The organism is Mycoplasma sp. 527 (assembly GCF_053851595.1).
Map to the genome: position 1 here is coordinate 1 of NZ_JBSQAY010000004.1, position 21,410 is coordinate 21,410.

At 26.9% G+C, this 21,410-nt stretch carries 15 protein-coding genes; 2 read left to right on the forward strand and 13 right to left on the reverse strand.

The window, feature by feature from the left end; genetic code table 4:
* Window positions 1-1,556: 1,556 nt before the first annotated feature.
* The 4 genes from ACWXVQ_RS02240 to ACWXVQ_RS02255 form a co-directional block, all read right to left on the reverse strand.
* Window positions 1,557-1,910 carry a hypothetical protein gene (locus tag ACWXVQ_RS02240; protein WP_455966092.1) on the reverse strand — a complete coding sequence of 118 codons (354 nt, stop codon included), beginning with the start codon at window positions 1,908-1,910 and terminating at the stop codon, window positions 1,557-1,559.
* Window positions 1,911-2,186: 276 nt separating this feature from the next.
* On the reverse strand, window positions 2,187-2,540 hold the full coding sequence (locus tag ACWXVQ_RS02245) for a hypothetical protein (protein WP_455966094.1): 354 nt from the start codon (window positions 2,538-2,540) through the stop codon (window positions 2,187-2,189).
* A 378-nt stretch (window positions 2,541-2,918) separates the two neighbouring features.
* Window positions 2,919-3,830: a hypothetical protein gene (locus ACWXVQ_RS02250; RefSeq protein ID WP_455966096.1), complete on the reverse strand. Its 912-nt coding sequence runs from the start codon at window positions 3,828-3,830 to the stop codon at window positions 2,919-2,921.
* A gap of 12 nt (window positions 3,831-3,842) precedes the next feature.
* On the reverse strand, window positions 3,843-4,709 hold the full coding sequence (locus ACWXVQ_RS02255; RefSeq protein ID WP_438340421.1) for a hypothetical protein: 867 nt from the start codon (window positions 4,707-4,709) through the stop codon (window positions 3,843-3,845).
* A 428-nt stretch (window positions 4,710-5,137) separates the two neighbouring features.
* On the opposite strand from ACWXVQ_RS02255, the gene dnaE reads away from it, so the two are divergent.
* Window positions 5,138-8,122 carry a DNA polymerase III subunit alpha gene (gene dnaE / locus ACWXVQ_RS02260; protein WP_456013471.1) on the forward strand — a complete coding sequence of 995 codons (2,985 nt, stop codon included), beginning with the start codon at window positions 5,138-5,140 and terminating at the stop codon, window positions 8,120-8,122.
* A complete protein-coding gene (locus tag ACWXVQ_RS02265) occupies window positions 8,122-9,009 on the forward strand; it encodes a 5'-3' exonuclease (protein WP_456013473.1) in 888 nt (295 codons plus the stop codon). Before dnaE ends, ACWXVQ_RS02265 begins: the two co-directional genes overlap by 1 nt.
* A gap of 53 nt (window positions 9,010-9,062) precedes the next feature.
* Here ACWXVQ_RS02265 and ACWXVQ_RS02270 read toward each other — a convergent pair whose 3' ends face one another.
* From ACWXVQ_RS02270 to ACWXVQ_RS02310, 9 genes are all read right to left on the reverse strand, one after another.
* Entirely contained in the window at window positions 9,063-13,943 is a 4,881-nt protein-coding gene (locus ACWXVQ_RS02270) for a valine--tRNA ligase (protein ID WP_456013475.1), read from the reverse strand.
* Entirely contained in the window at window positions 13,943-14,950 is a 1,008-nt protein-coding gene (locus tag ACWXVQ_RS02275; RefSeq protein WP_438340417.1) for a hypothetical protein, read from the reverse strand. The genes ACWXVQ_RS02270 and ACWXVQ_RS02275 overlap by 1 nt, the downstream gene beginning before the upstream one ends.
* 78 nt (window positions 14,951-15,028) lie before the next feature.
* Window positions 15,029-16,117: a YhjD/YihY/BrkB family envelope integrity protein gene (locus ACWXVQ_RS02280; protein ID WP_438340416.1), complete on the reverse strand. Its 1,089-nt coding sequence runs from the start codon at window positions 16,115-16,117 to the stop codon at window positions 15,029-15,031.
* On the reverse strand, window positions 16,101-17,528 hold the full coding sequence (gene gatB, locus ACWXVQ_RS02285) for an Asp-tRNA(Asn)/Glu-tRNA(Gln) amidotransferase subunit GatB (protein ID WP_456013477.1): 1,428 nt from the start codon (window positions 17,526-17,528) through the stop codon (window positions 16,101-16,103). Before gatB ends, ACWXVQ_RS02280 begins: the two co-directional genes overlap by 17 nt.
* Window positions 17,521-18,849, reverse strand: a complete 1,329-nt coding sequence (locus ACWXVQ_RS02290) for an amidase family protein (RefSeq protein WP_455966106.1) — start codon at window positions 18,847-18,849, stop codon at window positions 17,521-17,523. Before ACWXVQ_RS02290 ends, gatB begins: the two co-directional genes overlap by 8 nt.
* A complete protein-coding gene (locus ACWXVQ_RS02295; protein ID WP_438340413.1) occupies window positions 18,839-19,141 on the reverse strand; it encodes an Asp-tRNA(Asn)/Glu-tRNA(Gln) amidotransferase subunit GatC in 303 nt (100 codons plus the stop codon). The genes ACWXVQ_RS02290 and ACWXVQ_RS02295 overlap by 11 nt, the downstream gene beginning before the upstream one ends.
* A gap of 12 nt (window positions 19,142-19,153) precedes the next feature.
* On the reverse strand, window positions 19,154-19,987 hold the full coding sequence (locus tag ACWXVQ_RS02300) for a pseudouridine synthase family protein (RefSeq protein ID WP_456013479.1): 834 nt from the start codon (window positions 19,985-19,987) through the stop codon (window positions 19,154-19,156).
* Window positions 19,980-20,600 carry an SMC-Scp complex subunit ScpB gene (gene scpB, locus ACWXVQ_RS02305; RefSeq protein ID WP_438340411.1) on the reverse strand — a complete coding sequence of 207 codons (621 nt, stop codon included), beginning with the start codon at window positions 20,598-20,600 and terminating at the stop codon, window positions 19,980-19,982. Before scpB ends, ACWXVQ_RS02300 begins: the two co-directional genes overlap by 8 nt.
* Window positions 20,590-21,396, reverse strand: a complete 807-nt coding sequence (locus ACWXVQ_RS02310; protein WP_456013481.1) for a segregation/condensation protein A — start codon at window positions 21,394-21,396, stop codon at window positions 20,590-20,592. The genes scpB and ACWXVQ_RS02310 overlap by 11 nt, the downstream gene beginning before the upstream one ends.
* Between the last annotated feature and the right edge of the window lie 14 nt (window positions 21,397-21,410).

The following is a 21,410-nucleotide window of genomic DNA, read 5'->3' on the forward strand; positions in this document are numbered from 1 at the left end:
TAATCAACATACCAACCAGGATCGCCTTCAGTTATTTTTCTAAAACAGTTTTTATCGCTATTTCTTTTTAATTTCGGAGATATAGAATTAAAGTAATCTATTAATTGGTCTTCAATCTTACTAATTTCTGTTCAATGTTTTATATTCTTTATATTAAAGAATATGAGATAATTTAATTGAGCAGTTTTAAAAGACTTTTCAACACTACTATTTATTACATAATAAAATATTGTTTCTAAAACCGTGCTATTTAAAATATTTTTTGCGTTTCTTTTAGCTTCTTTTCTAGTTGCTTTGTGTAAGTGCTCTGTTGCATGCCCCTTTTTAAAGTGGGTCTGTAAGAGTTTTAAAAGACATTATTGACCTTTTGTTCTATAATAAACTGCCATAGTAACATTTCTAGTTCTATCTGTAGGTGATCAAAAACAAAGGAACTAAAATCTCTGATTTTTTCAATTTCAGAATCTACTAGATCATCACCAAACTATTGTCTATATTTATTTCCTTTATTTTTGTGCGAGGCATTAAATGTCCCACTAAAATTTATAGATTTTTTAATTTTAAAAACTGTAAAACGGCTAACATCGTGTTTATGGCGATTTGGTTTATTTTTAATTTTTTCATTAGTTATATCGATATAAATACCTTTTCTTTTTTTCTCAAAATTTGTCAAATTATGGATTTCTATTTTTTTATATTTCCAAAATTTCTGTTACAAACATAAATCAAATATCACCATGTGTATTTAACTATTCTTTTAATTTAATGTCACCATAATTTTAGGCCCGTATCTTGTAATATAAAAAATATTTTTATTACCATGTTTCTTTTTATAATCATCATAACTATTGTGAATTTTATGAGGTATTTCACTTAAAAAATGGTTACCTCCACTTCCTTTTATTTAATGCGGGATGCAAATTAAAAGCGATTGGCTTAATAATGTGTAATTTATCATTAGCCGCATAACATGTTCTAATGATATTCAATGTATTTAGGACTAATTTCAAGCTCGTATAAAACTATATTAATCATATTTCTTTAACTTTACTGTATTTTATAAATTGATCTATGCATTTATATTATCAATAATATAAAAATCAATAAATGAAAAATAAAAACCGCCAGTGGCGGTAAATTCGGCATAAAGCCTTATTTTAGTACATACTATTCTTAAGCAAGATCAGATTGTGATCAAATTTCTGTACGTAATCATTATAAAGGATTTTTTAATAAATGTTAAAAAAATATTTTAAAACCCATTAATTAGCGTGAAAAATGAGCCACCAATATTTTGAACTTGTTTAATTATACATTTTGCATAATTTCTAATAAAAAATATAAAAAAATAGTTCTACTAGGAATAGAATAATTTATAAAATTACAATTTTATTTATATCTCCTCTTATTTTTTTATAAATCTTCATTAATTGATCGCATTAAATCTATTTCTCTTTGTGAAATAAGACCAGTTTTAACAAAAGATTCTAAAATTTCTGTTTTTTTAGATAACATTTGATTGCGCTAATATCTAGCTTTTTGGTGTTTTACATTTTTTAAGCCGCCGATATTTCAAGAGGAAGCTTTTTACTATATGCTATTTTCTCATACATTTGAATGTCATTTTCATTTAATTCAAAAGCTTTATATCTTTTATTGTTTATGTGAAAATAGTATTGTTGATCTGCACCGACCATAAAAGTTACATCATTTTTTGATGTGACTTTTATTTTTTGATTTTTTTCATTTTTAGGAATATATTTTTTATTTTTAAATGTTACAATTCCATTAAAAATTTGTCTTTTAATTGGCAAATCAAAATAAGCTTCAAGAGTTGCACTGTTTGGTTTTCTAAATTCATTTTTTTCAGAATCGGTAATTGATTTTCTTGTTTTTATATCATTAAGCATTGCAATAATTTCGTGTCTATATTTATTAGCGTCTTGGTTTGTTTTAATATTTCTATCTTTTAAAAATATTGGAATTCTATTATGTGAATTCTCTAAAAACTTTCTATATGTGGTTTTTCATTAGATACTGATGTTGTTATAAATTCAGTAGCTAATTTTGTGACTGCATTATACAAAATAGTGCTAGATTCAAGACTATTTATGAAAATTCATTCTATTATCACTAATCATTATCTTTGGTATCTCATATTTATTAATCATATTTTGAATAATAATTTAATAACCTTTTACTGATTTACGCTTTTTATCAAAATAAAGTGATAAAACTTTTGAACTTGAAACATCGCTACATGCAACAATTCTTCATAAGGTTTGATCAACAAAAAATGAATAGATCCATCAAGTTCAACACATTCGCCTATATTTACTAATTTTCTTTTTGAGGTTATGTTTAGTTTTGCAATCTTTTTTAGGCAAAATATTTGGCTTATAAGGTATATTTTTTACAAAAGTTCTTTGTCTTTTTATTGTATTTTTATGAGCAAAAGCACTTAGAAATCCGCTTTGCGTAAGTCTTCTTGTTAATTGACTATATGATATTTTTACATTAGTTATTCTCTCATAAAACAAACACTAAGACATATATTAATTACAAGAGCTATTTTTGTTCCAGTAATTAATTTTTTGCTTTCATATTTTTTTGATAATTGATAATTAAATCATTACTGTAAATCTTTTTCTATCGCCTCGTTGATTGCCATGTGCTAAGTTAACCTCTTTTTTGCATAATTTAGCATTTTTTAATTTTTGTTTTAATATTTTTTTGGTTGATATTGAACATTTTGCTTTCAAGGATAATTGCTTATTTGTTAAATTGGAATATGTAATTATAACATCTATTTTTTTGTTTTCTATTTAATTGAAAATAGTTTAATTCTATTTCGCGCATAATAAAACCACCTATTATATATGTTAGGTGGCTCATTTTTGTTGCGATTTAGCGATTTTTTATGAAATTACAATTTTTTTAAAGAAATTAGCCACCATTGTCTTAAAAACTTCTTCTAAATCATTTTCATTATCTTTTGAATAATAGTATGTAGTTAGTAATTTTGTGTTTTTACTCAAAAGATCCTTTGTTGAAGAAATAATAATTGGTGATTTTTTTTGTATACGCGTTTCAAATATGTTAATTAACAAGTCAAAAAATCATTGGGATTTCAAACCTAAACTAAGATTTGCAATGAATAATACATCAACATTATTCAAATAATAACATATTGATTGTTTTTCTTCTTTATTTGATGATAGAAAATTATATAGTTCATTAGCATTTAAAAAGGCTACTGTCTTGCCTTGGCTAATTACATTCATTAGGGCTATATATTTAATAATATCATTGCTTATTGTAAAATTGGTTCCTCATAATCAAATGTTAAAATCAAAAACGCCTTTTCCGGTGATCATTGTTCTAAATTTAGCTCTAATATCTTCACTAGCAATAGTTTTAGGCAATGAGTCGATAAAAATTTTTGTTGTTTTTTTTAAAGCAACAACATCAGACGAATTGTTATTTTTTTGAAAATATTTCTTAAATATTGGATCTAACTCTGTGATTGATGTTAATCAGAATTTTTCTAGTTGTTGGCTTCTTATTATCTCCTTATCATTACTATAATCTTCAGCCAAAAAACCATAAATATCAACAAACAGCTTATAGTCAGGCTTTTTATGATTTTTGATAACTGAATCATGATATCTTTGTAAGATACCCATACCCTTTTTTATTTGTTTTTCATTAAGGTTTAATCTTTTAATTTCTGCTTGAATAAAATCCTTTGAAAGAACTTCATTCCTTAATTCATCAATATTTATTTTTTCATTAGGTGATAATATTGAATCAAAAATCTTTTTCTCCATTATTTATTCCTTTTAGTCATCTCATGTTAGTACATCGTTTAAATCATCATTAATATTATTATATTTTTTACTAAATAAAGAATAGCTATTATTTCTATTTAGAGAAGCTTGACATAATTCATTATCGATTAAATATGCATCATATAAGTTTCTTCTTGCAAAGTCATTGGCTATTTTTAGGATGTAATTGCATATAATGGCATTATTTATAGAAATTGAATATTTTATTATATTGTTAATAGCATTATCCTTAAAATTTAATGACTTTATTTTTTTTAGCATCAAAATTTGCGATGGACTGAGTTCTTTTCTTGTATGGTAACTAATATATTCTTCTGAAGTGAGATCTTCAATTAATTCATGTTCATTAATAATTTTAAAATCAAAGCAATCTTCCTGCTGCAAAGAAATTTTTTCACTAGAAAAGACCTCAAAAAAGTTTTTTGAAACATTATTAAATTCTGTTTCATCATAATAATAAAATGCATTATTCTTAATTAAATTATTATATAAAACTTCACCTAATTTATTTTTTAACAAATTAGCGATAAGGGAATTTTTTACAATTCCATTGGCACATAGTGGTTTTATTAATTTAAATAATAAAGTGCCATCTTTGTCCTGCAGGGTTTTAATTAGACCTAAACCCTCTAATTTATTTTTAGCATCTTTTATTTGGTTTATCGACATAACTAGAAATTCTGAAGTTTTGGCTAAATCATATTTCTTTAGTCTATTTATATTATATAAATCATATAAATGTTGATAGAAAGCAACACCCAGACTTCCAATAATAGGAGAATAGAAGGTTCTTAAATTAATTAAATCTTTTGAAGAAATATCAGCTGAATTATCAACCAAAAATTTAATTTGATCCATTTTTATCCCCCTCTTGTTTATATATTTGTTTTTGCATAAAATTAATTTATGTTAAAACGCATTTTTACTTGATAGCAAAATTATTTTATGGGACTAAGAGAATGTTTTGTCTCATTTTTATTAGTTTTTTTTGGGCTAAGTATTTTTAGTGTAATTTATAGACATCGTTAATAGCCTTTATCATCTAAATTTAAGAAAAATTTATAAAAAAAATTCAGTTTTCTACATGAAAATGTTTAAAAAAATAACTGTTTTTGGGTTAAAAATGGCTAGTTTTGATTACTTATAAAAATATCTTTTTGATTTAAGTTGAATTCTATTATTTTTATTTAAAAATCATTATTATAGAATTTTTATTTAATATTTTTTTATATCCTTTCAACGTCTCTAATTTAAAATTAAACTTAATATTATTTTATAATTAAACTATGAAATTAAATAACTTACATCTTAATACGACGTTTTCTTTTTTAGAAAGTACAATAACTGTTGATGAAGCAATAAAACAAGCTCTTAATAGTGGTATAAATTATCTTGCCTTTACAGAAAAGAATCATTTTTTTAGCTTAGCTGAAGCTAATAAAAAATGCATGGAAAATAACATTAAGGCTAATTTCGGGCTTGATGTAAAACTAATGATTGATGACCAATGATACCAATTTATCTTGTTTGCTAAGCATCAAAAAGGTTTTGAGATCCTTAAAAAGCTATCTTATCAATTATTAAATAATGAAATAATTTATCTTAATGATATTCTTAATTTTGAAGATGATATTGTTATTATAGAAAACCCTATTTTAAGCTACTTTAAATTAACTAAAAATGTTATAAACAAATCGAATTATTATATAGGATTCACAATCATAGATATTGAAAAAAATAAAGAATTTTGTTCTTATTTTCAGAATATTTTGGTTGTAAATAATTTTAACACAGTCGATTTTCAGGATTTTATGATTATAGAATTACTGAATAAAATGAATAATAAGACAAATAATATATTGTTTGATGGTACTTTGTTTTTTGATGTTGATGATGGAGATGGCTTGATGAATAAATTAGTAAATAGAACTAATGCATTTGTTGAGTCAATATATTTTGAACATCAAAAAAATAAATATAATTTGCCATTTTTTAAAAACGAACAAAACCTTGATTCAAAAGGCTATCTAAAATTTTTAATATGAGAAAAAATTAAAAATAATACTAAAATTAAGGCACTTTTTGAAAACCAAGCTTATAAGGATAGACTATTAAAAGAATTTCAAATTATTTCACAATTAAGATTTGAGGATTATTTTTTAATTATTCAAGATTGAATTAATTGGGCTAGAAAAAAAGGGATTTCAATTGGCCCTGGAAGAGGTTCTGCAGCTGGTTCGTTGGTTTCATATATTCTTGGAATTACAGAAATTGATCCAATAAAATACAATCTTATTTTTGAGAGATTTCTTAATCCTAAAAGAATTTCAATGCCTGATATTGATGTTGATGTTCAGGATGACCAGAGACATGAAATTATTAATTATCTTGTACAAAAATATGGGTATGAATGTGTTGCTAATATTGTAACTTTTTCTGTTCTAGGTAAAAAATCTGCGATTAGAGATGTTTTGAGAACTTATAAAGATGTATCTTCCGATAAAATAAATCAAGTTTCAAAATTAATTTCGTCTGATGACAGAAGTTTATTTGAAGAAGCAAATAAAAATACGGCATTTATTAGTGCTTTGCAGCAAATTAAGCCAACAGATAATTCTTTTGCTAAGAACGTTATCAACCAAACGTCTCGAATTTCTGGTTTCTATCGTCAAACAGGAACACATGCCGCTGGAATTGTAATATCATCAAGGCCAATAATGGAGCTTGTGCCGACTTTTAAAAATATTGATAATTTTCAACAAACGCAGTTTAGCATGGAATACCTTGACTATTTTGGTTTAATAAAGATGGATATTTTAGGCCTTAGAACCCTATCGACAATTAAGCAAATTGAAGATGAAGTTAAAAAGAAAACAAAAAAGGATATCAATTGAGACATTATTGATTATAATGATCAAAAAACATTTGATCTTCTTTCACAAGGAAATACTTCCGGTATTTTTCAAGTGGAAAGTCCTATAATGATTAAGGCCTTAAAGCAAATTAAGGTAAGCACGTTTGAGGATATTAGTGCTATTATATCATTGAATAGGCCAGGACCAATGGCTTATGTATCAAGCTATGCAAAGAGAAAAGCAGGTATAGAACCAATACCAAGCATCTCGTTGGAATATGATGAAATTGTTAAAGATACATATGGAATTATAATTTACCAAGAACAAATTATGCAAATAGTTCAGAAAGTAGCAAATATGACTTTCGAAGAGGCTGATTTGTTTAGAAAAATTATTTCAAAAAAGAAAGCTGATGAAATGAATGATATTAAGGATTCATTTATTGGGCAAGCAACTAAAAATGGATATAGTTTAGAAGTGGCTAATAAAATTTTTAGTAATATTGAAAAGTTCGCTGATTATGGATTTAATAAATCGCATGCCGTCGCTTATTCAATGCTAACATTTAAAATGGCTTATTTAAAGGCGAATTTTCCATTAGAGTTCTATAGTTCATGCATTACAAGTTCAAACGGAGCCCAAGCGACGATTTCAAAATATGCAAATGAAGCAAAAACCATGGGCATTCAAATTGTTAGTCCAGAAATAAATCTTTCAACAAATAAGGCAATAATTTCTGATAATAAAATAATTTTACCATTAGGTTTAATCAAAGGCATTGGTCCCGAGATAATAAGGATAATTATTAATGATCGCAAAGTAAATGGCCAATATAAAAATTTCTTACATTGTTATTTTAGCCTGTTTAAAATTAAAACATTTGGCAAATCGACATTAGAGACATTGATTAAGGCTAATGCATTGCGAAATTTTAAATTAAGTCAAAAAACAATGCTTGAAGAGATTGATTCATCTTCGAATTCTAGTGTTTTTGTACAACAAAATTTATTTAAAAATACAGTTGATATTGTTGATAAAATCATTAATTGTGAACCACAAAATGTTTATGAAGATGAAACTCAAATAGTTGAAAAAAATGAAATTGAATTGCTTGGCCAAATATACAATTATTCAACAACACAAAACTACGAGATTGACGGCAATAGATTAATAGATACAAGACCTAATAATGAGTATGTAATGATTGTTCAATGTGTTAATGTAGTAGTTGGAAATGATAAAAATGGTAGACAATATCAAAGAATTGATTTTCAAGATTCAAGTTTTAAAGTAGTTGCTTTTATGTTTAGAGTTGATCCTGAGCTATCCAAACTTAAACGCAGACTTGTAAAAATTAAATTTATAAGAAAATTAGATAATAAAATTATTTTAAGAAATTACGAGGTAATTAAATAATGAAACAAAAAATATTAATTATTGATGGTACTTATTTAACGTATCGTTCTTATTTTGCAATAAATAAGAATAATACTTATTTAACAAACGCAGAAGGCGTTTCAACAAGTACAATATTATTATTTTTTAGAACATTGTTTAATCTTATTGAAGAATATTCACCATCACATATTTTTATAGCATTTGATGCAGCGGGAAAAACTTTTCGTCATAATTTATATGAGCATTATAAGGAAGGCCGAGCAAAAATGACGAATGAATTTTATAATCAAATGACTATAATAAGAAAATTACTTACATCTTTAAATATTGTAAATATAGAAAAAACAGGGGTTGAAGCAGATGATTTAATTGCCAAGGTATGTTTTGAATATCCCTTGATTGAAAAGATAATTTTTTCAGCCGATCAGGATCTTAATCAATTAATTAATGAATATACTTCAATAATTAAAAAAACAAAAGAAGGAATTGTTATTTTAACGCCAAAAAATTTTAAATCAATTTATGGCATTAACCCTAATCAAGTAGTTGATTATAAGGCCATAGTCGGTGATTCAAGCGATAACTTTTTTGGTGTTAAGGGTGTCGGGTCTAAGACAGCTATAAAACTTCTTGATCAATATCAAACCCTCGATAACATTTATGAAAATCTAGAAAATTTATCATCTTCTAGGCTTGCGCAAAAATTCATTGATTATAAATCTATTGCATTCAGAGATCAACATATTGCTAAATTAGTTACTAATTTTGAATTAGAAGGTATTGAATTAAATTTATTAGATATAGCGAATGTTGAGCTAACCCTTGACGCCGTAAAAATTATTGATGAGTTTCAACTTAATTCAATAAGAAGAGCATTTTTTAATAAAATAAAAATTATTAATTAAAGCCCTATTTCAGTAAGAAAAAACGCACAAACCAGGTGCGTTTTTTAATGTTATTATGAGTTATCTTTCTTGGTTAATTCTTCTTCATATACTTCTAAATTTCTTTGGTGAAGTGCTAGTTTTTCTTGTTTTTCTTTAATTTTATCCTCACTAGCATTTTTCATAAAGTTTGGGTTATTAATAAAAGTTTTATTAAATTCTATTTCTTTTTTCGTTTTTTCAATTAACTTTTTAAGTTCAATAATTTCGTTTTCCTTATCTTCTTTGCTTTGTTTAATGAAGACCTTGGCAAAGGAGGTTTGGATAGACAAGTCATTATTTTCACCAATAACAAAATTTGACAATTTAAAGATTATTAGTTGTTGATTTTCAGAAATATCGAAGTTTTCGATAAAGTAGTTTAATGTAATGTTTTTAGATATTTGTTTTTCTTCACGATATTTTCTAAACGTGGTAATTAGTTCGATTAGGTTGTTTATTTCATTTGAATTAAATGTATCTTCAATTGTGTAGTTGGCAAGTGCATTATCCCAAAGCTCCTCGTTGTATATTTCTTGAAACAAATAATCTGTAACAAAAGGCATATATGGTTGAAGCATTATTAAGATTTCTCTAAATAAATAATGAATAAAATAATCATTTTTTTTGAATTTTAAAAACTCTAAATATCATGATGAAAATTTATTGATCATAAATTCTTGAATATGTTTATAAACAACGGTGAATTCATAGTTTTTCATTGCTTCATCAATTTTAGATGTCATTTTTAAAAATTCTAGTAATATTCATTTATCGAAATTGTCTAATTTTTCATATTGCAACTCGCTTTTAATATTAATAGGAATATTTTTTATTAGGCGACCAATGTTTCAAATTTTATTGATAAATAACCTTGCGCTTTGAATTTTTTCATCTCCAAAATTAATATCTAATCCAGGTGTGCAATTAAATATTAAAGACATTCTCAAAACATCTGATCCATATTCGCCAATAACCTTAATTGGGTCAATACCATTGCCAAGTGATTTAGACATTTTGCGTCCGTGTGAATCCCTTACTAACCCATGCAATAAAACCTCTTTAAATGGTATCTTGTCCATAAATTCTAGGCTTTGAAAATACATTCTTGATACTCAAAAGAAGATAATGTCATATCCTGTTACTAATAAACTTGTAGGAAAGTATCTTTTTAATTTTTCTGATGATTGTGGTCAGCCCAAAAATACAAAAGGCGCTAATGCTGAGCTAAATCAAGTGTCTAAAACATCGCTATCTTGAATTCATTCATTACCAGGTTTTTCAGTTTGTACTTTAATTTCGTTGCCTTTGTATCATACCGGAATTCTATGACCTCACCAAATTTGTCTGCTAATTGTTCAATCATGAACATTTTCCATTCATTTGACTAGATTATCCTTAAATCGTTTAGGTATTATTTTTACACCTTCCATAGAATCTAGGTTTTTTAGAAGTTGTTCTGAAAGTGAATTCATTTTCACAAATCATTGTGGTTTTACTAATATTTCGATTGGTTCTTTGGTTCTTTCACTATAGCCAATATTTGAAATAATATTTTCTGTCTTGTAAATAAAACCTTTTGTTTCAAGATATTGTGCAATTTTTATTCTTGCTTCGAAACGGTCTAAACCCTGAAACTCCTTCGCTAATGAGTTCATTAAACCATCATCGTTAATACACTCGTTGATGCTAAGACCATAGTTTTTGATAATTTCAATGTCATCAATAGCATGAGCTGAAACTTTCATCGCCCCTGTCCCAAAATTGGGATCAATATTTTCTGAACTAATAATTGGAATTTCTTTTTTGGTTAATGGATGAATTACTGTTTTATTTTTTAGTGAATTAAAACGTTCATCATTTGGATTTAAGGCAATTGCAACATCGGAAAACATTGTTTCAACACGGGTGGTAGCTACAAGCAAGTAATTATTCTTATCATTTTTAAATGGATATTTAATGTAATACATTTTTTGATTAGTTTCAGTGGGTATTACCTCAATATTAGATAATGCGGTTTTTAGCTTTGGATCCCACAAAATCGCTTTTGTATCACGATAAATCAATCCTTTATTATACATATCAATAAAGACTTTTGCAACCGCTTCTGACGCATCCTTATCAAGAGTAAATCGTTCGCTATTATAATCAAGTGCTAATCCAAGTTTTGCTCATTGGTCATTAATGTTTTGCGAATATTCATCTTTTCATTTTCAAATCTCTTTAATAAATTTTTCTCGTCCTAGTTGATATTTATTTCTTCCGCTCTCTGATAATCTTTTTTCAACAACGGCTTGTGTTGCGATGCCTGCATGGTCTTTGCCGGCCACTCACATAACATCAAATCCCTTTATTTTTTTATATCTAATAATTGTATCTTGAATATATGTATCTAAGGCGTGCCCGATATGAAGCTTTCCAGTTACATTTGGAGGCGGTAAAATTATTGTAAAAGGAGGTTTTTTGATATCATGTGTTGAAAAGGTTTTCATATCTATTCACTTTTGATGGCGTCCTTGTTCAACGAGTTTGTGATTAAAATTCTTATCCATGTTATCTCCTAAATTTGTAGCAATGTTTTGTATACTGAAATCAATAATTTTCTCCTCATCGTAATTTCTTTTATCCTTAATAGCTTTTTCATTCTTATTTAATGAGCGATCAAATGAAAAAATATCTCTTATTTTTTTATTCTGAGTGTTATCTTTGTTTATTCATTTAGATAATTGATTTCACTTGCAACTTATATAATGATCTGGTTCAATTTCATATTCAAAAATATTTTCAATTTCATCAATATTATCAATAAATTCTTCATAGTTAGATAATAGGTAATCATCTTTTTTGTCTAACATTTTTTTAACAACCGGATTTATCGGGTTGTCTACAACAATGTTTGTTTTACCTCTCTCAATAATTCGCGAGTTTATCATTATTTGCAAATCTGTTGTTAACTTACTGGCCGTTTTTATATCGCTTAATAAGTAAATCCCGATGGCTTCATTTTCAAGAATGTATTCATTTATTTTATTAAGTACTTCGATTTGGTTTTTAGCATCAATTTTATCAATGTTGTTTCCGATTACAATTAAGCTTGGATTGTTGATTAAAATTTTACTTAGCTCAAGAGCAATTTTTTCATCCTTAGAAAGATAAGACAATTTCATAGTAAGTTTGTCCAACGAAAGGTTTGCATTTAAAAGGATTCTATAAATATTGGATTTAAAAATAATTCTTTTCATCGCTTCTTCAGCGTCGCTTGTTTCAAAAATTCTTTTATAGATTAGAAACTGATTAAAAAGATTATTAAGTAAGAAGTTTAATTCTTTTAGATTAAAAAATGCTCTTAAAAAAGGATTCAAAAAGGTTAATTCTTGATTAAAATCTTCTTCAAATTCAATTTTATTTAATGAGTGGAGGTTGGTTAATAATTCTTTTATATTTTTAAATATTTTTTTAGCATTTTCTATATTATTTTGAAAAACATTTGCTAATTTCGAATTGTAATTTTTTGTTTCATCCCTAATACTTTTACCGATATTTTCAACATTTCAATGAAATTCTGCTTGTTTTTCTTCAAACTTATACTCGTATTCCTTGATTGTTGAAATATCAATATAATCACTAGTTTTCTCATTATTGTCTTCTTTGTCTACAAGTAATAAGCTTGGGGAGCGATTTTTTTTATTTTTTAGCGATTTAAATCTTTCGATAAATGAGCTAAAATTGTTGGTTATCATTGAATTAGCAATTAATTTTATTTGCTTTTTTAATTGTGTTCTAGTTCAGTAAGTTCCTAATAAACTAATTTCATTGATTATATTTTTTCTCAAATCATATAAATCATCAATAAACGAAAGTAGGGAGGTGCGATTTAGAAGCGAAATTAGAAAGAAATGTTTTGTTAAAAAACGCTGTATTATTTTATTAATATAATATCTACCATAATAGTGATTAAAAGAATCAATTTTAAGATTTGTTTTTAAATGAAATTTATTTAAAAGAATTTCACTGCTGAAGCTTTTTCTTAATCTAGAAAAATATTTATTATTTTCCTTTTTAACTTGTTTTTTTTCTTTTAATTTGTCTATTATTTTTTTTATCTTAGTTAGTAATTTACTTTTAAAACCATGATTTGAGTTTATGTCTTTTTTGGAACATATTTCAAGATAATTAGTTTTGGCTTCTTTATATTCATTATATTGCATTAACGACTTTCCAGAAACATAGTTCTTTATTGTTTGCTCTATATATGTAAAGAAAGATTGCTCATGATTTTGTATATTTTTTGCGATATTATGAATAATGCCTGAGAGATTTTGCATTAGTAAAATTTGGTCATTTTGATTTAATTTATTAAGATTTTGCACATTATTTTTTGAGAGTATTAATTTTAATTCATTTACTAATGGTTCTAATGAGTATTGAAGTTGGTAATTTGTTTTAGAATATTCTAATCTAAAATGGTATCTCGAATCTTGGTAGACATCTTTTCAACTATTTTTAAAGATATTATTAAATGAGCTAGTAACTTTATTTTCTTTTATATAGTTTTTCAGATAAGCAAAAACAGTTTCTTCTGATTTTGTTTCAAATAGCTCATCGCTTTCAAAGCCATATGCAAGATTATCACGGAAATTTTGGTTTGAATCTATCATATAGAAATTTTCATCATCTTGTTTAAATTCGATAAATCCTTGAAAATCTTTGATTTTATTATCTCTATCTATCAAGAGATTGAAAATGTTTTTTTTAGATTGAATATTATCGGCAATAATGCCTAAAATACTGCTTTTAGAAAGCTTAAAATTTAAATCATTAATAAGATATTCGAATGAGTAATAATTATTTTTTTTGATCTTATTTATTTTTTTTAGTTCTTGAACTCTAAAACCAGTAATTTTTTTCTTATTCATTAGAATCTGTCACCTTCCTTTGTTTTAACTAGCGATGCAACAACTCTATATGTTGCAAGTATGACAGCTAGATTAAAGAAAATCTTAACAGGACCCGTTAATGTTTGACCAGTAAAATTAACTCAAAAATCAGTTTTTAATGTTTGAGTATCGGCTCATGCGAGTAACACGGTGTTTGCCAGTTCTAGTAGAGCACTAAATGAAATAATAGCCATAACTTCAAGGAACGTTTGGTATTTTTTTCTCACAAAAAGGCGATATATAACAACAAATAAAATCATTCCAATAAAACCAGATGTCGTTAGTAGAATATAAAATGTTTTATTTTTAACAAAACGATTGTGTTCGAATATTGAATTGTCAAGTTTAGAAAATATAGTTACAATGATTAAAATTTGCAAGGATAATAGCACTAAAGTAGAAATAAATGAGAAATTCATCATTGCCGTAGGTCTTGGCTTGTTCTCTAAAATAATGATTTTAACTTCATAGAATGCAATTTTTTCTGAAAAATATTGTAAATCTTCAGAATTCCCTTTTGCTAGTGCTTCAGCAAACTGAATTTTAAAAAATTCTACAATTTGTTTATATTTATATATTCGGTAGTTTCTCGAAAAGAAAAGTTCATTTATGTTAAAAAAGTAATATGATGCTATTCCTGGAATAAATCCAGCAATAGCCACTGCAATAGTATATAAGAAACTATAATATGTAGGAACTAGAGCAAATGAAATGAAATCTGCCAATACTCCTGTGATCATTCCGACAAACGGTCCGAAAATAAAACCTGTAATTTTTATTGGTAGGCCTATAAAACCAAATTTAAATGATGGTAGGGCGCTAATTGGTAAAATTCTTACTGAAATTAGAAAGAAAACAACAGAGATGGCAATTAAAACACCCACAAAGGCAATTCTCTTTGGGTTTCATTTTTTGAATGAAATATTTGTTTGTGATCTTAGCCATCTAATATAATGACTCAAGCCGCCTGGTAACTTTGAATTCATGCTTTTCCTTCGCTATCTTTTTAATAATAATTATATTATTATATTCTGAAACTACTTATAAAGTATGGTTATGCTTTGCTAATATTTTCTTGAAAATCACTTATTTTTTTCGAGAATGGGTAAATTAATAAAAGTTTTATAAAAGCTAGAATTAACTATTACGCCAGTGTAGATAAAATATGACATAACACTTAGTAATAAAATGATATACATAAATGATGCGACAACACCAAATTTCTTATAATCAAATACTGAGGTTAGAGATCCAAAAATTAAAATGTATAGGGTAGTTGGCACTGTTACTATTAGTGCGCCGGGATTTACATGTGAAAATTTTAGTTTAAAGTTAGGTGCAAATTTAAAGAAAAATAAAAATGCTACATATGTTATTATTGGTAAAAATAAAACTGTTGGAATTCAAAAAATAAGTTGAAATTCTCAGGGTAACATTTTAAGTGTTGTTGTGTGATCAACATTAATACTAAATACATTCTTTAATATAAAGTTAAGAAAAGCTGATGTAACTAATAAAAAAACTACGAGTAATACTGTGATAATTATGCTTGTTATAAATCCCTTGATTCGTGTTCTCCACATTGAGGATGAAGTTTTTTGTTCGTATAGAGCATCAAATGATCAAATAAATTTGCTATAGCCCTTTGATGATATTCACAATATAGATATGGTAAGAAAAATAAATGCAGCAATTCCGCCTGGGCTACTTCAAATTTCTGAAAATGCCGGAATAACGTTTTCAATACCGGGAATTAGCTGGCCTAGAATTGTGACTTTGATAACAATCTCTAACTGAGAATTTATTGCTCCAATAATTCCTATAACTAAACCTAGAGTCGGTATAAATGAAAGAAAAAGGTACATTGCGTATCCTGTTGGAACAAAGGCAAATTCATTTGAGTTTATTTTAGCATATGTCGATCTAACTATTTCTTTTCCTTTTACTTTCGAACTTCGCAAGTAATTTGGAATAGCAACAAAGAGAATCCCATATATAATTGCCTTTAAAGCCTTTTCAAAAAAGTTTTGTTTATTTTTATTTTTTATTACTTGTTTTGCTGAAATAGAATTAGCATTATTATTTAGTTTTTTTTCTTGGTTTTTATCATTATTTCAACCGGTCTGGAGTAAGTTTTTATTCCTTTTTTTCATAAAGATCCTTAATTATTTGGCTTAGCTCAATTGCATTTGCTTTCCCAGCAGTTTTTTTCATTACTTGGCCAAGCATAAATTTTGAAGCTCTGTTGAAATTTATTTCAAATTCTTTGTTTAAAGTTGGGAATTCATTTAAAATTTCTTTAATAATATCTGTTAATGAAATTTCCTTGTGTTCAATGAAAAGGTTATTTTGTTTAATTATTTCATCAATATCATTGTTTTCGTTTTGATTAATTAGAATACTTAGGATGGTTTTTATGCTGGTCTTTTGTATTTTTTCATCTATTGCATATTGAATGATTTTTGACATAACATCAATATTTAGTTTTAGCTTTGATAATAACAAATTATTCTGATTTAGAAATGAAACGATTTCGGCAAAGAAAATATTTACGCTCTTTTTAAAATCTGTTGTGTTGAGCATATCAATGAAACTTGCATATTCCATATTTTCAATTAATTGCATAATTTGAACATTATTTAACCCATATTTTAGATAACGCATTTCTCTTTCATATGGTAGTTCTTCAATGGTAATGCTATCAACAAATTCTGGTTTTAGTTCGATACAAGGGATATTGGGGTCTGGAAAATATTTATAATCAATTGAGTCAGATTTTGAACGCATTGTTATAGTTTTTAGTTTAGATTCATCAAATCTTTTTGTTTGTTGCGAGAAAGTTTGGCCGCTTTCATAACATGATGTTTGCCAATTATATTCATATTCTATTGCTTTTTCAATATTGGAAATTGAGTTTAAATTTTTTACTTCAACTCTTGTGTTTAGGTCATTAGTTCCTTTTTTTCTAACAGAAATATTTAAATCAACTCTTAAGCTACCTTCATTCATTTTAGCATCGGAAATGTCAAGAGCTAGCACAATTTTTCTTATTGCATCAACATATGCAACCGCTTCTTTAGCACTATGAAGAACTGGATTAGAGACAATCTCGATTAACGGAACACCTGAACGATTGTAGTTTAGTAAGGTTTGATTGCCTTCATGAAGAGATTTAGCTGTATCTTCCTCTAGGTGAATTCTCTCAATCTCAATATCTTTTCATTCATTATTGACTTTAATTTTTATTTTTCCATTTTTGCCAATTGGATTAAATTGTTGTGTAATTTGGTAGCCTTTTGTTAAATCTGGATAAAAATAGTTTTTTCTATCAAAATGAATATTATGGTCGATTTCCATATTTAAAGCTTTTGCTAATTTTATTGCCTTAATGATGGCTTGTTTATTTACGATCGGTAATGAACCAGGATATGCTAAATCAATGTGCGATACATAAATATTAGGGTTGGATGTATAAAGATTAGGTTGTGATGAAAACATTTTAGTTTTTGTATTAAGTTCAATATGTATTTCAATACCAATAACTAATTCTCAATTTTTATCCATTTATTTCTCCTAGTTTTTTTTCAAAATATAATGCTTGGCTAAATAACTTTTTGTCATTATTTCTTTTTGTATCAAAAGCAATATTGAATGGTAAATGGTTTTTTAAATCAATACCAAGTTTCATTGTTAATGATGGATTCCCAACTAGATTTGCATAAGTTAAAATAAAATCTAAATATGATTTATATTTTGACCCATTTTTAATATTGGGAGCAACATCATTAGAGGCAGGATAAACAAAAACATCAGCTGTGTTATGAATATTTTCAAAATATTCAACCAAGACTCTTCGCATCTTTTTGGCTTTTACAAAGTATCTAATTTGATTATTGGCTTTGAGAAAAAAAGATCCTAGAATTAGACGTGATTGAACCATTTTGCCCAGATATTTTGATCTGGTTTTTTTGAATGTATCAATCCAATCCTTGCCTTCTTCTCTTAATCCGAAGGAAACACCAGTAAGATTGGCGAGATTTGAAGAAGCTTCCGAAAAGGCAATTATTTTGTAAACTACATCTATTGAGTTAAGAAGCTTTATATTTTCTTTAATTTTAATTAGTTTAATTCCATCTTTTTCCATCACATTAAGAAAGTTTTTGTATGATTTAGCAATTTCTGGATTAAGTTTATCAAAACAATCTAAATAGGCAATAGATTTTGGCTTTTCTTCTTTAATCTCATCATATTTAAAACTAAGATCAATTGAAGTTAAATCATTTTTCAGATCTTGCTTATACAATATTGATGATAATTTTATTAGGTCCTTAATGTTGTGTGTAAAATAAGCCACAGTATCCAATGAAGAAGCAAATGCAAAAAGTCCATATCTACTAATTGCTCCATATGACGGTTTAAATCCAATCTCGCCGATATTTGAAGCAGGTTTTCTTACAGAGTCTCCGGTATCTGAACCAATTGCAAAGTCAATATCTTTACTAAAAGTGGCAGCAGCTCCTGACGATGATCCACCAACTAGATATTCTTTATTTAAAGGATTTTTTATTAAACCAAAGGCAGAATACTCCCCCGATCCCCCGAGACCGAATTCATCAAGATTTGTTCTAGCAACACATGTTGACCCATTTTCTTCGAGCAATTTAATAACACTAGCTTTATATCCAGGTCTGAAATTGCGCAAAAACAAGCTCGAGGCTTTACATTCAACATTTATGTCAGCATAGTTATCCTTTATTGTGTATATTGTATTGGATAGTGGAAGACTACTATCATTTAATTTAGCATCTTTGAAAATGTAGGATATAGCATTATTATCATCTTGTAATAATTTATCAATTATATTTTGAATATTTTTATTCTTCATGAACAACTCTTTTCATAATAACTAGATCTTCATTGCTATTATATGCGTTTTTAAGAAGTTTTTCTTTGTCAATTTTAGTGCAATCGCATATTTCGTCGTCTCTTAAGTCATTAAAAGAAATTTTAGATTCGTTGATATGCGATAACGGTTTTATATTGACTAGATTTATTTCATCAAGATCAGTTAGCGATTGGTTAATTGAATCTAATAATTTTTTGGCCATATTAATAACTTCATCAGATGGGTCTAGTAATAAATTATTTGCTATTGTTTTTAGTTCTTCATCGTTCATTTTTGGTCCTTTTTATCAACGCGGTTGAGATATAAAAATTTGATTATTATATTCATTAAATTCATCAGGTAAATTTTGAAATTTTATTGAATATGAATGCAAATATAATCTTTTTGCTTTTTTTCCACCATATTTAGTATCTCCCAAAATTGGAGATTTTAGATATTCAAGAGTAGCCCTGATTTGGTGCTTTTTTCCTGTAACAATTTGAGCGTAACTACGGTTTCCTTCCTTAAAGAAGATGGTTCTAGCTTTTATTCCAAAATCTGGATTTACTCGCATTTTTTCATTTTTAATATCTTTTTCAAGGCGTACAGTTATGTCAAGCTTTTCTTCGTTAAAGTCTGCAACAAATTGATAAATTTTTTCAAAATATTTTTGATACTCATCAAAAACTACTAAGGTTTTATAGTTCTTTGCATATACCACTAAACCACTAGTTTTTTTATCAATTCTGCCGATTGAAGCCGGTACAAAAGAAGAAGTTTTTTTAAAATTTAGATATTTATGAACTTGGTCATCTAGGCAATTTTCTTCTGAATGCATTGCGATGTTTGTTGCTTTATCAACAATTAAAATATTTTTATCCTCATATATAACTTTAAAATTAATATTTGCAGTATTTCTCTTTTTTGGTTTTTGAATTTCAGAAATTCCATAAACAATAATTTCATCGTCTAACTGTAATTTATATTGCTTATCGTTAGTTTTAACTCCATTTACTCTTATGTCTTTTTCACGGAAAATTTTTTCAATTCGTGATTTCGGGACATTGTCACATACTTTTAATATGTATTTATAAAGAATACGATCCACATCATCTTTTTTTGCTCTAAATTTATTCATTATATGTTTCCTCTACAAATAATTCATTATTGGATGCGTCGACTCTTTGAGAATCAAATAAGTCAAAATTTTCATCAGCCATTTCTTCTTCGATATTCGAGTAGCGGCTAAATTCAGGAAAAGGAGGAAGTTCAGCTAGTGTTTTAATTTTAAAATAATCATAAAATTTGTTAGTTATTCCATAAATGATGGGATTACCTGGGGTTTGAGCTACACCTACCTCCTCAATAATTCCTTTTTCTAATAAACTCGCAACAATTCCGTCACTAACAACACCTCTAATGTTTGAAATCATTGAACGAGTTACTGGTTGTTTATATGCAACAATTCCGGCTACTTCAATAGCTGCATTTGAAAGTCTTTGCTTCTTGACAATTGTAACTAGTTCAGATATATATTCCTTTACAGCCTCAACTGTAAGAAATTTATAAACATCATTGAATTCATAAACCTTAATACCATGATCTTGGTTATTAAAAAAAGTCTTGAAATCTCTTAATATTTTTCTGCCTTCTTGGATGGTGTTTAATTTAAAAATATCTTTCACTTGTTCCGAACTTAATCCTTCACTTCCTTGAACGAATAGTAGTGCTTCAATTATTTTATTCTTCATATTCTATTCCTTTTTTAAATTTGATAATACCTTCATCAACATCTTGTTCTAAAATAACAATTTGTTGTCTTGCAAGATCCAAAACGGCCAACATTGTTATGACAAAATGGCCTATTGTTGGGACATTAAAAATCTCATTAAACATAACCTCATTTTTATTAACAAAAAGACTGATTATTCTCTTTTTTTGATCCTCAGGATTTACAGCAACTGTTGATATAGTAATATTTCTAATTAATTCTGAATATGTTCGTTCAAACATTTTTCTTAATGTTATAACTAACTTCGAGCTATTAGAATGTCCATCAAGAATTGTTGAATCAACTTCTTTAACAAATCCCTCGGTTTCTTCTGGTTCTTTTGAAAACAAGTTTTGTCTTTGCTCTTCTTGTTTTTTTAATATTGAGGAAATTTCCTTAAACTTTTCATATTCCGCAATTTGTTCAAGCAATCTTTTCTTTTCTTGTTTGATTTCCTCTTCTGCTTCTGGGTCTTGTAATAACATCCTTGCTTTTAATTGAACTAGTGTTGCAGCCATAACTAAATATTCTGATGCAAGATCAATTTCATAACTTTCTATGTGTTTAATAATTTCCAAATATTGAGCAGTCAATTCAATTAAATCTACCTCAAAAATACTAATATTCTTTTCTCTTATTAGTGTTACTAAAAGGTCAAGTGGACCATCAAAATTAGAAAGTTTAAAAATATGTTTATCGCTTTCGGTACTTGTGTTGATTTTTTTGTCATCTTCTGAAGATAACTTACTTGATTTTGGTGTGTTTGTATGGTTCATAATATTGATTATTC